Below are 13,269 nucleotides of genomic sequence, written 5' to 3' on the forward strand. Positions count from 1 at the left end.
ACTACTCCCCTGCGAGGCGCTCGGTGCGCGAGTTCAGTGCCTTGACGAACACATCGGGGATGTCGCGCGGATCCTCGGCCACGTAGCTCGTTCCACCCGTGACGGCCGAAATCTGCTGCAGCGCAACAGGATCTGCGTCACTGGTGACACCGACGGTCACGATGACGATGGGACGCACCGGATCTTGCTCCTTCTGTAGCGCTGCCAGCAGTTGATCGAGGGTGATGCTGCCGTTGTCTTCGTTGGCTCCGTCGGTCAGGATGATGACACTGTTGACGTAGTTGGGGTCGTAGCCCTCCTTGACCCTCCGGAAGGCGGCCAGAGTCGTGTCGTAGAGCCCGGTGCCGCCACCGACAAGCCTGGGCAGGCCACGAATGGCGTCGAGAATGGCCTGACGTTGCGGCTTGCCGTCGAACGTGTTGCTCACCGGGCCGAGTGGCACCAGTTCTCGGTAATCCTGTTGGCCTCCCCCGAGTCCGATGGAAAAAGCCCACAGACCCATCTGCGTCTGGTCACTGAACAAATCGTTCGCACCGACCGACGCGTCGACCGTCAACGCGATACGCGTCGAGTCACCCGACGTCGCGGCCATCGAACCCGATACGTCCTCGACGACGAGCGTGCGCAACGGCAGCGCGAGTACGGCCCAGTCGCGCAGTGTCGTCTCGATGGACAGGGGGTTCTTGATCTCCAGCGAGGCCACGGATCCGACGCCCTTGCCGTCGGGCAGCGGGGTGCCGCTCGCAGTACGGAAGCCGGCCGCGACCAATGTGTCGGTGGCCGACTGCGTGGCCAGAACCGAGGCCAACGCGGCTCCGGCTTTCTTGACGCGGTCGTAGTCCGGGCCGGCCGGAGTGGTTACCGCCAACGGGTAGTTGAGGAAATAACTGCCGGTCGGTGGAACCGACTCGGTGAGCTCCGCGCCCGGGTTGTCTGCCTCGTAGGCGAGCAACGCCTGTTCGGTGGCCACGCTGCTACCGCCCTCGGTGGCCACCTCGGCGACGAGATCGGGAGTGTCGTGCGGCTTGTCGGCAATTCTTCCGAAGTCCTGCGCCATCGGCACCAGAGCTGCGGACACGGCCTTGGCGTCCGAGATCGCAACCTCGGACTCGGCGAGCGCACCCAGAATGGCCGCATTCGACGCACTGCTGGTGAGGGGGTCTCCGATGCGTTGCCCCGGGAGCTGCAACACGCTGAGCCAGGTGTCGGTGACCGGCACCGCATCGGACTTCGATACCAGGACGGGCACGGTGTTCGCGACGGACGTCTTGGCCAGCTCGGGCAGAGCACCGGTCGAGCGGAGGGTCTTGAGCAACCACAACGTCGAATCGGGGATCCATAGGTCGGGGCGGTTCTCGGTGCCCGCGATCTCCGTCGCGGTGTCGGTGGGACGCTCGGAACGGATGTCGAAATTCACGCACCCACGGTCGACCTCGCCGGCCTGAGACACGATCTGCTGCACCGGCTCGGCAATGGAGGTGTCCACTGCCAGCGACACCGTGTCCAGGGAATCGCAGGAATCCGCACCCGACGCTCGGACGGCCTGGACGCCGAACCAACCGCCGACCGCGACGACCACCACCGCGAGCGCAGCAGCACCCCACGTCACGACAGGACTGAACCTACGACTACTGCCGCTGTGACGTCCCGACATCGACTTCGCCCCCTACATCAATCCCCGACACCCCTCTGCGCCGCGGTTGTTCCGCGCTGCCCGAGGTGACGGACAGCACGCGGCGCACAGCATAGCCGCTTCCGTCAGCGACCGGAACGACTTCTCAGCGCATTGACGAAGACATTCGGAATTTCGGCCGGATTGCGCGCGATGAAGCTGGTGCCACCGGTGGCGGCCGAAATCTGCTGCAGCACACCGGCATCGGCGTCGTCGGTGATACCGATGGTAACGATGACGACGGGCTTGGACGGGTCCTGCTCGGCGCGCAGGGTCGACAACAGCTCGTCCAGCGAGATGCTGTCGGGATCCTCGTTGGCCCCGTCGGTGAGAATGATGACGCTGTTGACTGCATCGGGGTCGTACCCCTCCTGCACGGTGCGGAACGCCGCCAGCGTTGTGTCGTAGAGGCCGGTACCGCCCCCGACCAGCGACGGAAGGGTTCGAGTCTGCTGCAGCAGCACCTCACGTTGGGTGGTGTTGCCGACTTTCTCGTCCATCCGCCGGATCGGTGCCAGCTCTTTGTAATCCTGGCTGCCACCGCCGAGTCCGATAGAGAACGCCCACAATCCCATCGACGCATTGTCGGGGAACAGGCGATTGCCGGTCTCGCTGGCCTGCACCGTCATGGCGATGCGCGTGTTTGCACCTGCGCTGTAGTTCATGGATCCGGAGACGTCCTCCATCACCAATGCCCGCGAGGGTAGCGCCAACACCTGATATTGCTTCAGCGTCGACTCGGCGGCCTGTTGATCAGCAATCGTCAGGGGCGTCACCTCGCCGATCCCACGACCGGAATCCAACACCGCATTGTCTGCTCCACGGAACCCGGCCTCGGACAACGCCTGTTGGCCCTGCTCGGATTCGATGGCCGAGGCCAGAGCGGTACCCACGGACTTCGCGGCCTCGTGTCGGTCCTCCGCAGGCTCGGTCACGGCCAAGGGAAAGTTCAGGAAGACGCTGCCCGTGGGCGGCACCGTCGCGCCCAGCTCCAGGTTCTTCTCGTTCTGGTACGCCAAGTAGGTCTGCTCCGAGACCACCGCGACTCCGCCGTCGGCGACCACGTCGTCGAGACGGACCGTCGGATCGGCCTCTCCGCGAGTGGCGGCCTGAGCCTGCGCGACGGGAACGAGCGCCGCCGAGACCGAGTCGAGGGCTTTCTCGTCCGATCCGGCCTCGGCCACCGCGCCCAGGATCGCCGCGTCGGACATGGTGTTGGTCAACGGGTTTCCGATACGCAGGCCTTCGAGTTTCAAGGCAGTGAGCCACGTGTCGAAGAACGGCACCTCGTCTTTACGGGCTGCGAGCACCGCCGGCGTACTGGCCACCGACTGGCTCGCGAGGTCGATCAGCGCGGCAGTCGATCGCACGGTCTTGCCGATCCACAAGGACGAATCCGGAATCCAGAGCGAGGGAGCGTCGTCGCCCTTGGCCACCGCGGCCGAGACCTGACCCGATTCGCTCGCGGTCACCTCGATCCGAGCGCAATCGAGATCCTCGGCGGATGTGCCGTCGACGATCTTCTGCAGCACCGGTGCAATCGCGGGGTCCGCGGCCAGCGAGTAGGACGAGGAGTCGCCGCACTCGCTGCCGAAGACCTTCTGAGCCCCGAACACTCCGCCTCCGACGACAAGAAGCAGGACGACGGCAACGACGACGTACTTGGCGAACCCTCTGCTGCTCGTCGCGGACGACGGCGCGCTGTGCCTACCGGGCATGCATCTCCACTCCTACACCGTCAGGCGTAGATCTTGACGAACGTCTTCAGCGAGTTCTCGATGTCGCCCTTGAGTGCGCGGGCGACGCCGGAACCGATCGGACCGAACAGCGGCGCACCGCCCAGGTTGACGTCGATCGTGATCTCGGAGCCGTCGCCCTTGGACTTCACCGACAGGTTGAGCCCGATCTTGACTCCGCCCTTGCCGTTGCCCTTCAGCTCGAGCTTCTTGGGCGGATCGTAGGACTCGATCTTCCAGGAAACCCGGTTACGCATACCTTTCACGCTGGCGATGGAGTCCAGAGTGGTGCCGACGGCCAGCTGCTCGGGCAGCTCGCCGCGCCACGCTTCATGGATGGAGAGCCACTGCTCGTACCCGGACAGATCGGACGCGTGCTCCCACGTCTGCTCGGGGGTCAGTGGGACGTCGAGGGAAACCTTCAGCTTGGCCACAGCAGGGATGGTAACCGCTGGACGAGAAGTGCCCGTGTGAGGCCTTGCTCACACGGGCACTTCTCGACGCATCTACAGGTGTATTAGTGCGCGCTGGCCTTCTCCGCACCGATGCCGGTGAGGGAGCGTACCTCCATTTCGGCCTGCTTGTCGGTGTTCTCGGTGTCCTTCGAGATCAGGGTTCCGACGATGCCGAGGATGAATGCCAGCGGGATCGACACGATGCCCGGGTTGGACAGCGGGAACCAGGCGAAGTCCGAGCCGGGAACCATCGACGTCGGCGATCCGGAGACAGCCGGGGAGAAGATGATCAGCACGATCGTCGAGATCAGGCCGCCGTACATGCTGAACAGTGCGCCGGTGGTGGTGAAGCGACGCCAGAACAGCGAGTACAGGATGGTCGGCAGGTTCGCAGCCGCGGCGACGGCGAAGGCGAGGGCCACCAGGAAGGCGATGTTCTGCCCGTTGGCGAGGATGCCGAGGCCGATGGCCAGCAGACCGATGACGACGGCCGTGATGCGCGAGACCTTGACCTGCTTCTTGTCGTCCACCTTGCCCTTCTTGATGACGCTTGCGTAGATGTCGTGAGCGAACGACGCCGACGCGGTGATCGTCAAGCCGGCAACCACGGCGAGGATGGTCGCGAAGGCCACCGCCGAGATGACGCCGAGCAGAATGACGCCGCCGAGCTCGAAGGCCAACAGCGGAGCCGCGGAGTTCTGACCGCCGGCCGAGGCCAGGATGCGGTCGGGTCCGACGATCGCTGCGGCACCGTAGCCGAGCACCAGGGTGAACAGGTAGAACGCACCGATGAGCGCGATGGCCCACACGACGCTACGACGAGCTTCCTTGGCGGTGGGCACGGTATAGAAGCGCATCAGCACGTGCGGCAGACCCGCGGTGCCGAGGACGAGTGCGATGCCGAGCGAGAGGAAGTTGATCTTCGAGGTGGCACTGCCGCCGTACTGGGCACCGGGCTCGATGACGTCTCGAGCTGCGACGGCCTCGTTGGCCGATCCGGCCACCATGGTCTGCGCGCTGCCGAGCAGTTCGGAGAAGTTCAGGCCGAACTTGGCGAGCACGAGCACCGTCATGAACGCGGCGCCGGCGATGAGCAGAACAGCCTTGATGATCTGCACCCAGGTGGTGCCCTTCATGCCGCCGATGAGCACGTACGCGATCATCAGCACACCGACGATGGCGATGACGATGGACTGCCCGGTGCGGTCGGAGATGTCGAGCAGCAGTGCGACGAGTCCGCCGGCACCTGCCATCTGTGCGAGCAGATAGAACAGCGAGACGGTCAAGGTGGACAGCGCGGCCGCAGTGCGGACCGGGCCTTGCTTGAGCCGGAAACTCAGCACGTCCGCCATGGTGAATTTGCCGGTGTTCCTGAGCAATTCGGCGACCAGGAGCAGGGCGACGAGCCAGGCGACGAGGAAGCCGATGGAGTACAGGAAGCCGTCGTAGCCGTAGACGGCAATGGCACCGGCGATACCGAGAAAGCTTGCCGCGGAAAGGTAGTCGCCGGCGATGGCGACGCCGTTCTGCGGTCCGGAGAATCCGCCGCCTGCGGTGAAGAACTCCGCGGAGGTTGCGTTCTTCTTCGATGCGCGAATGACGACGGCCATCGTGATGAGGACGAACGCACCGAAGATGGCGATGTTGACGATCGGTTCACCGACAGTGGTATCGGCGGCCTGGGCTAATACGTTCACGACTTGGCTCCCTGGGAGGCTTCCATCTCGGCGCGCAGGGCTGCGGCGCGAGGATCGAGTTCACGGTTGGCGAACTTCACGTAGATGCCGGTGATGGCGAACGTCGTGATGAACTGGGCGAGGCCGAGCAGCAGGCCGACGTTGATGTTGCCCCACACCTTGGTCGACATGAAGTCGACTGCGTAGGTGCTCAGCAACACGTAGACGACGTACCAGACCAGGAAGAACCCGGCCATCGGGAACACGAAGCTACGCAGGCGGCGTCGGAGTTCCTGGAACTCCGGACTGGCCTGCATGTCGACGAACGCTTGCGCGTCCGGTGGCGAATTGGTTTCCGGTGCGGTCACCTGGGACTCCTGAAGTAGATGTGAGCTCTAGCTGATCCGGAACAGTAATGAGAGTCAGGTCACAAAATCAGGCGGTGGCCTCGATCACACGGCGGGCTGCGGGAGTGTGCGACGAGCGGTCGAGAATTGCAGTCGAGCGGGCGGGAGTGGAGCCTGCGGAATGACCCGAAGACGCAATTAGAGTTCGCGCTCTCGGTCTTTGCCCATGTCGAGGCCCTCGGGCAGGTGCAGTCGGGCGAAGATGCGGGAGATGTCCGACGGCACCGTTTTTCGGGTGGCGAGGCTGACGACGATCATCGCGGCGAAGGCGATGGGCACACTCACCGCGGCGGGGTAGCCGAGTATCGCGGCCGCCCAGCCGCCGAGGATGCCGTCGGAGACGGGGGTGACGACGGAGATCGACGCGGCCACGAGGGAGATCCCGCCGCCCAGGAACAGTCCGGTTGCCGCTCCTGCGGCGGTCAGTCCGCGCCACCAGATGCCCAGCACGAGCAGTGGGCACAGGGTGGAGGCCGCGACGGCGAACACGAGCCCGACGGTGCGTGAGAGGTCCAGTGAGACAACGCCGATCGACAGGGCGAGCGGTACAGCGCCGGCGAGTATCGCAGCGACACGGAAGTCGCGCACTTTGCCCGAGAGCACATCGGTACTCAACACCCCGGCGATGCTGACCAGCAGACCGGACGAGGTGGACAGGAACGCCGCGATGGCACCGGCGGCCACGAGCGCGGCGAGCAGCTGCCCCGGAATGCCGGACAGCACGGAGCCGGGCAACAGCAGTACCGCGGCGTCCGATGCCCCGGTGATGAGCAGTTGCGGTACGTACAGGCGGGCGAACACGCCGAGCACCGTCGGGAACAGATAGAACATGCCGAGTAGCGCCAGGACGGTCAGCGAGGTGAGTCGTGCGGCTCGGCCGTCCGGGTTGGTGTAGAACCGCACCAGCACGTGCGGCAGTCCGAGAGTTCCGAGGAACGTCGCCAGGATCAGCGAGTACACCTGATACAGCGGATGCCCGCCGCCCAGTCCCCCGCCGGGCATCGACCATGCCCGATCGGTGGTCGGGGCTCCCGCCACCACCGGGACGGGCGAGCCTGCGTCGAGGGTGAGCAGGGTGCCGGATCCGAGGCGGTGTTCGCCCGCCTCCAGGCTCACTCGTCCGTCCACGCTCTGCTCGTCCAAGGTGCCGGCCACGGATACGACGATCGGCGAATCGACCTGCACCACAACGTCGGTGGTGATGTCGACAACGGTCTGTTCGGACACGGTCGGTGGGGCCGGGCTACCGACGCTACGGTCGTCGGCGAAGAAGTGCACGGCCAGGACCAGGGCCGGGATTGCGATCGCGGTGAGCTTGAGCCAGTACTGGAACGCCTGCACGAACGTGATCGAGCGCATTCCACCGCCGACGACATTGGCGATGACGATGAGCCCGACCGCCAGTGCTCCCACCCAGCCCGGCACTCCGAGAAGGATGTTCAGGGTCAGGCCCGCGCCCTGGAACTGCGGCACCAGATACAGCGCGCAGATGACCACCACCACCAGCATGGCCACGGTACGTAACCATGGTGCACCGAGCCGGAACTCGACGAAATCCGGCACCGTGTACGCACCGCTCCGGCGCAGCGGCGCGGCGACGAACAACAGCAGACCCAGGTACCCCGCGGTGAAACCCACGGGATACCACAGTGCATCGGCACCGTACTTGGCGATGAGACCGGCGACACCGAGAAACGATGCAGCAGAGAGATATTCACCGCTGATGGCCGCGGCGTTCCACCGCGGCCCGACGGAACGCGACGCCACCAGAAAGTCCGACGTGGTGCGGGCCAACCGAACTCCGTAGACGCCGATACCCACGGTGGCCGCAGCTGCAATGAGCAGCGCGATCACCGTGGCGACGGGAATGGATTGGTTCACCGACGCCCTAGTCCTCGACCAGACCGACGAACTCCGTCTCGTTGCGCTCGGCTCGGCGCACGTAGGCCCAGCCGACCCCGAAGAGCGGCGGATAGATCGCCACCCCCAGCACCAACCACGGCAACCCGACACCCAGCAGCGCGACATCGGTGAAACGCGCGAGCAGCAAGCCCGACAACGGAATTGCGAACAGAATCGACAGCGTCATCACCGCCAACCGCACCGACAACAACAGTTGCGCACGAACGAGACTACGAACCAGAGCGTCGCCCACCTCGGTTTGCTCCTGCACTTCGACGCGGGTGCGCACCATCCGTGCGCCGCGACGTTGCGAGAGCACGACACGCTGCCGATGCGGCTGACTCACGCCTCGACCCCGATCATCGCGACGACCACGATTGGAGCGGCCCGCGGACCAGCCTGTCCTTGAGCTCCCTCGCGTGCCTGCGGCTCACCGGCAACTCGCAGGCCGCCAGATCTCCACTTCCGCGCAAGCACACCACCAGACCCGATCCGACGCTGCGGATTCCCGTCACCAGTCGAAGCGAGACCAGATAGGAACGGTGCACCCGCAGGAATCCTGCTTCTGCCCAACGACTTTCGAGTGCCGAGATCGGTATTCGCACCAGGTGCGAACCGGTGGCGGTATGCAGTCTGGCGTAGTCGCCGTCGGCCTCGACCCAGGCGACCGTGGATCGGTGCACCAACGTGGTGGTTCCGCCGAGTTCGACCGGAATGACCTCGTCGGACGAGGTGTCGGCGGACTCCGTCGGTCGACGGCGGGCAACCAGGACCCGCCGCACGGCCTCGGCGAGCCGATCCTCGCGCAGGGGCTTGAGCAGGTAGTCCACGGCACCCAGATCGTAGGCAGCCAGCGCCCGGTCGTCGTGGGCGGTGACGAACACGACGGCGGGTGGCCGAGCGAACGCGGACAGGATGCCGGCCAGTTCGAGTCCGTCGAGGCCGGGCATGTTGATGTCGAGGAACACGGCGTCGACAACGGATTGCCCCGAGGTCTGCTTGAGCTGTCGTAGCGCGGTGGTCGAGTCCTGCGCGGTGAAGACCTCGGCAACGGCGTCCTGCTCGCGCAGCAGGAAGGCGAGCTCGTCCAGCGCGGGGCGCTCGTCGTCCACCGCGAGTACGACCAGTCCGCGTCCGCCCGTGGTTCCGGCCTGCGTCATGCCCGCACACCCGGCCTGAATTTCGGCACGCGCATGCTCACCTTGGTGCCTGCGCCCGGTGCGGTGTCCACGACGAGACCGTAGTCGTTTCCGAAGGCCGCCCGCAGCCGATCGTCCACGTTCGCCAATCCGACATGGGCCGCGTCCTCGGTGTGCAGGCTGCCCGACCGCAGTACCTCGGGGTCCATGCCCACACCGTCGTCCTCGATACTGATCACCGCGTCGGTGCCCTCGTCGGCGGCGATGATCGTCACGCGGCCGCCGTCGGGCTTGCCGGACAGGCCGTGCCGAACGGCGTTCTCGACGAGCGGCTGCAGCGCGAGGAACGGCAGCGCGACGCCCAATACCTCGGGCGCGACCTGCAACGAGACCTGCAAGGAATCACCGAAGCGAGCGCGCTCGAGCGTCAGGTACCGGTCGATGTTGCGAAGCTCGTCCGCGAGCACGGTGAATTCGCCGGCGTTGCGGAACGAGTATCGGGTGAAGTCGGCGAACTCGAGCACCAGTTCCCGGGCCCGATCTGGATCGGTGCGGACGAACGAGGCGATGGTTCCCAGTGCGTTGTAGATGAAGTGCGGGCTGATCTGTGCCCGGAGCGCCCGGACCTCGGCGCGGTCCAGCCGAGCCCTCGACGCATCGAGTTCGGCGAGCTCGATCTGCCCGCATGCGTAGCGTGCGACCTCGGCGATGGCACCGAGCACTCCCGGCCCCGGCTCGTCGACCATGGCCGCACCCAACACCCCGACCACCGGCGAATCGTCGACCACCAAAGGCTGCGCCACGAGCGCCTTCACCGGGTGGATCGAACCGAGCGGCAGGCGAACCAACACTCGGCGTTGCCCGTCCACGGCTCGTTTCGCCGCCTCGACGAAGGCCGGTGTCAGCTCCTCCCACGGACCGTCCCAGGCCAGCAGGGAACCGTCGGGATCGCAGATACCGAGCGCTTCCGCCCCGGTCAGCACCCGCAGATGGGGCGCCGCGACCGATGCCGAGCGGGCGTCGAGACCGTCACGCAGCGGCTTGGCCGCCAGCGAAGCGGTGTGCAGGGTGGAGTGCACGGCGCGTTCGGCCGGTGTGGTCAGATCGCGTCGACCACGCAGGCTGATGACGGCGATCACCGTGACGATCACCGCCACGATCACCGCCAGCCACGCCAGAGCAGCCGTCATCGCGCGCACGTGCTCGACGTCGGTACGTTCAGAAATCGTTCGACGAGCCAGTCGACTCCGGTGCCGTTGGCTGCCAGCTCGGCGTGGCCCTGCTGCGGTTCGGATCTGAACTCGACGTCGTCGCCCATCGCGCAGGCCGTCGCAACGGCATCGCGAGTCCACTGCGGATCGATCAGGTCGTCGCGCTCGCCGACCAGCACGAACAGCGGAACTTCGGTACGGGACGTCGGCAACGACACCGATTCGAGCCAGTCCGTCATCCGGTTCACTGCCTGCTCGGTGGCCGGGAGAGCATCCGCCGGATCGATGACGGCTCCGGCGTCCGCCTTGGAGAATCCGAGCAGATCGCTGCATGCCGTCAGTGCGGTCACGTTGTCGGCGAACGTGCCGCGGATGTAGTCCGAACGCTCAGCGCTCGGATCCGCGACGTGCAGCCCCTCGAACAGATACGGCAACAGCAGCTGACGCGCCAACGTCTGTTCGGTCTCGGGGGCGAGAATGCGAGTCAGATCGGCGGTGGGCGAAAGCGCCGCGGCACCCACCAACTGCAAGCCGTCACCGTAGTCTGCGTTGTGCTCGGCAGCCGCCCAGACCGCTTGTCCACCTTGAGAAGTGCCCACTGCACCCCACCGGGTGCCGACGTCGGGCACCACGTTACGGGCCGCACGCACCGCGTCGATGACGTCGTACGCGGCTGCGTCTCGGTCGAGGTACGCCGGATCCCCCGGTGTCCCGAGCCCCTGGTAATCGGTCACCACCACCACGGTGCCGCGCTCGAGGAACGGCGTCACCAATCCGATGGTGCCCAACAGATTCGGATACAGCGAGGGTGCGCACTCGTCGGTGACGCCGGTGGTGCCGTGGCCCACCGACACGATCGGCCAGCCGCCGGGAGGCGCAGAACCCTTGGGCACGAACACCGTTGCCGACGTCTCGGTTCCGCCGCCGGTGACGCCGTCGGTGGTGCGGTACACGATCTTCGATGCCGTTCCGCCGAGATACGCGACGCCGATGTCGACTTGGCCCAGTTGCATGGACGATACGATCGAGCCACGTTCGGAGCCCTCGGGCGCGGTTGTCGGGGCCTGGACGGACGGTTCCGGTGGCACCACCGGCGTGCTGCAGGCGGACAGAGCGAATGCCAGTGCAGCGGCCGCCACCAACCCGCTCGACCTCACTGTCTCTGCGCTCCTACATTGTGTTCGTCTACGTCGCGCGTCGTTGGATGCGGGCCTCGGCCGCAATCTCTTCCACGTCCAGACCATTCAACACTGCCCGTAGAGCTTCGTCCTCCAACTCCCCCGAGTCGCGGGCCGCTATGAGGGCCGCTCGTTGCGCGACCAGCACGTTGTGACGCAACGAATCGAACAGCGCGCCGGCCGCAGCGATTCGCTCCTCCCGATCCTCGGTCTCCTCCGCGTCCAACCGAGCCCGCACCGAACGGCGAACACGCGAGATCACCTCGGCCACCCGCTCCCGGTCCACTCCGGCGATACCGTCCTTCGCAGCACGCTCGAGGTAGGTCTCCGCCGCAGTACGCGCGATGGCCTGCGAGAGCAGGCGCTGATTGTCGGTGCGCTGCTGCTCGAGCGGATCGGCGACGTCGAGTCGGCGGATCAGCAGCGGCAGCGTCAGGCCCTGCAGCAGCAACGTCCCGACCGCAACGACGAACGCCACGGCCTGGATCACTGCGCGACCGGGGAATTCGTCCCCCACCACCGTCGTCAGCGGCACACCGGCGGCCGCAGCAAGCGTCACCACTCCGCGCATCCCGGCCCAGGACAGCACCAGGTTCTGCTGCCAGGTCAGACCGGTCTCGGGAGGTGCTTTCCGCCGAAAAAGTCTGCGCAGCAACACGTCCCGACCGGAATTGGCGAAGATCCAGGCCGGACGAACGGCCATGACCACCAGCAGCACCACCAGTGCGTACGCGAAGACGTGATGGACCGGCAATCCCTCACGCTGCACTTCCCGGATCACGAACTTCAGCTGTAAACCCATGTAGGCGAACACAAAAGCCTCGAGGAGCAGATCCAGCGTCGGCCACACCTGGCGTTCCTGGACCCGAGTGGCGACCGAGACGTCGGCGGTGACGCGGCCCAACACGAAGCCGGCGGTGACAACGGCAAGGACGCCGGAGGCGTGGATTTCCTCTGCCGCCAGATAGGCCGCGAACGGCAGCACGAGACCGAGCACGGTTTCGAGGGCCGAGTCGGCGATGCGCTTGCGGACGAACCGGACGATGCGCGAGAGGATCAGACCGACCAGCACGCCACCGACGATCTCGTAGGCGAAGAACAACACCGGCGAACCCAGTTCGATGCGGCTACCCGTCACCGACGCCACGGCCAGGGTGAACAGGGTCAATGCCGCCGCGTCGTTCACCAGGCTCTCGCCGGTGAGGATGGCCATCATTCTCGCGGGCAGGCCGAGCTTGCGGCCGACGGCAATGGCCGACACCGCGTCGGGTGGGGCCACCACGGCACCGAGCACCAGGGCCGCACCGAGAGTCAGTTCCGGAATGAGCAAATTTGCGAACCAGCCGACGGCGACCGTCGTCACGACCACCATGACCAGGCCGAGCCGGAGGATCTGGCCGAGGTTCCGCCGGAAGGTGACGAACGAGTAATCGAGCGCAGCCGAATACAGCAACGGCGGAAGCACCACGCCGAGGATCAGTTGCGGCGAGAGACTGACGTGCGGAACGCCGGGAACGAACGACGCGATGGACCCGACGGTGACCAGAACGAGCGGGACCTGGAGGTCCAGACGCTTGGCGAAACCGGCGACGGCGATCGCGAAGATGACTACGAGAAGAAGAATCGGTCCGTCCACCCCGACGATTGTGCCGTCAGCCGCACCCTACGGCGCGACCGACGGCAGCGACAGCCCGATTCGCTCTACTTGTCCGGAATTGCCTTCTTGGCTGCTTCCTGGACCTTGTCGATCTTGTCGGAGTACTTGCCGCCGGTCTTGTTGTCGATGAAGTCCCCCGCCTTCTCGACCACATCGTCGATCTTGTCCGAGTTCTCGGCCGCAAGGTCCTTGCCCTTGTCGACGATGCCCTTCAGATTGTCTGCGAAGCCCATGAC

Annotated in this window: 12 protein-coding genes; all 12 read right to left on the reverse strand. The window is 65.9% G+C overall.

Annotation, left to right across the window (positions count from 1 at the left end; genetic code table 11):
• Position 1 precedes the first annotated feature (1 nt).
• On the reverse strand, positions 2-1,654 hold the full coding sequence (locus ASG84_RS22705) for a VWA domain-containing protein (RefSeq protein ID WP_057479226.1): 1,653 nt from the start codon (positions 1,652-1,654) through the stop codon (positions 2-4).
• A 104-nt stretch (positions 1,655-1,758) separates the two neighbouring features.
• Positions 1,759-3,390, reverse strand: a complete 1,632-nt coding sequence (locus ASG84_RS22710) for a substrate-binding domain-containing protein (RefSeq protein WP_057479227.1) — start codon at positions 3,388-3,390, stop codon at positions 1,759-1,761.
• Between the two features lie 20 nt (positions 3,391-3,410).
• Positions 3,411-3,842, reverse strand: a complete 432-nt coding sequence (locus ASG84_RS22715) for a type II toxin-antitoxin system Rv0910 family toxin (RefSeq protein WP_057479228.1) — start codon at positions 3,840-3,842, stop codon at positions 3,411-3,413.
• Positions 3,843-3,925: 83 nt separating this feature from the next.
• Positions 3,926-5,560 (reverse strand): solute symporter family protein, encoded by a 1,635-nt coding sequence (locus ASG84_RS22720; RefSeq protein WP_057479229.1) that lies wholly within the window; start codon positions 5,558-5,560, stop codon positions 3,926-3,928.
• Positions 5,557-5,856: a DUF485 domain-containing protein gene (locus ASG84_RS22725; protein ID WP_082521166.1), complete on the reverse strand. Its 300-nt coding sequence runs from the start codon at positions 5,854-5,856 to the stop codon at positions 5,557-5,559. The genes ASG84_RS22720 and ASG84_RS22725 overlap by 4 nt, the downstream gene beginning before the upstream one ends.
• 228 nt (positions 5,857-6,084) lie before the next feature.
• The gene (locus tag ASG84_RS22730) at positions 6,085-7,827 is read right to left on the reverse strand and encodes a sodium/solute symporter (protein ID WP_057479231.1); all 1,743 of its coding nucleotides are present in this window, start codon (positions 7,825-7,827) and stop codon (positions 6,085-6,087) included.
• Positions 7,828-7,834: 7 nt separating this feature from the next.
• The gene (locus ASG84_RS22735; RefSeq protein ID WP_442971024.1) at positions 7,835-8,140 is read right to left on the reverse strand and encodes a hypothetical protein; all 306 of its coding nucleotides are present in this window, start codon (positions 8,138-8,140) and stop codon (positions 7,835-7,837) included.
• A gap of 67 nt (positions 8,141-8,207) precedes the next feature.
• Entirely contained in the window at positions 8,208-9,008 is an 801-nt protein-coding gene (locus tag ASG84_RS22740) for a LytR/AlgR family response regulator transcription factor (RefSeq protein ID WP_057479233.1), read from the reverse strand.
• On the reverse strand, positions 9,005-10,177 hold the full coding sequence (locus ASG84_RS22745) for a sensor histidine kinase (RefSeq protein WP_057479338.1): 1,173 nt from the start codon (positions 10,175-10,177) through the stop codon (positions 9,005-9,007). The genes ASG84_RS22740 and ASG84_RS22745 overlap by 4 nt, the downstream gene beginning before the upstream one ends.
• Positions 10,174-11,355 carry a lipase family protein gene (locus ASG84_RS22750; protein ID WP_057479234.1) on the reverse strand — a complete coding sequence of 394 codons (1,182 nt, stop codon included), beginning with the start codon at positions 11,353-11,355 and terminating at the stop codon, positions 10,174-10,176. Before ASG84_RS22750 ends, ASG84_RS22745 begins: the two co-directional genes overlap by 4 nt.
• A 28-nt stretch (positions 11,356-11,383) precedes the next feature.
• Positions 11,384-13,012: a Na+/H+ antiporter gene (locus ASG84_RS22755; RefSeq protein WP_057479235.1), complete on the reverse strand. Its 1,629-nt coding sequence runs from the start codon at positions 13,010-13,012 to the stop codon at positions 11,384-11,386.
• A 65-nt stretch (positions 13,013-13,077) separates the two neighbouring features.
• Positions 13,078-13,266, reverse strand: coding sequence for an antitoxin (locus ASG84_RS22760; protein WP_032377365.1), 189 nt, complete (start codon positions 13,264-13,266; stop codon positions 13,078-13,080).
• Positions 13,267-13,269 lie beyond the last annotated feature (3 nt).

The organism is Rhodococcus sp. Leaf278, assembly GCF_001426085.1.
Lineage (GTDB): Bacteria > Actinomycetota > Actinomycetes > Mycobacteriales > Mycobacteriaceae > Rhodococcoides.

What these genes read in the sequence shown, in the direction of transcription:
- ASG84_RS22745 (WP_057479338.1), bottom strand. Translation starts at nt 10,177, where the DNA reads ATGACGGCTGCTCTGGCGTGGCTGGCGGTGATCGTGGCGGTGATCGTC.
- ASG84_RS22725 (WP_082521166.1), bottom strand. Translation starts at nt 5,856, where the DNA reads ATGCAGGCCAGTCCGGAGTTCCAGGAACTCCGACGCCGCCTGCGTAGC.
- ASG84_RS22735 (WP_442971024.1), bottom strand. Translation starts at nt 8,140, where the DNA reads ATGGTGCGCACCCGCGTCGAAGTGCAGGAGCAAACCGAGGTGGGCGAC.
- ASG84_RS22705 (WP_057479226.1), bottom strand. Translation starts at nt 1,654, where the DNA reads ATGTCGGGACGTCACAGCGGCAGTAGTCGTAGGTTCAGTCCTGTCGTG.
- ASG84_RS22740 (WP_057479233.1), bottom strand. Translation starts at nt 9,008, where the DNA reads ATGACGCAGGCCGGAACCACGGGCGGACGCGGACTGGTCGTACTCGCG.
- ASG84_RS22760 (WP_032377365.1), bottom strand. Translation starts at nt 13,266, where the DNA reads ATGGGCTTCGCAGACAATCTGAAGGGCATCGTCGACAAGGGCAAGGAC.
- ASG84_RS22710 (WP_057479227.1), bottom strand. Translation starts at nt 3,390, where the DNA reads ATGCCCGGTAGGCACAGCGCGCCGTCGTCCGCGACGAGCAGCAGAGGG.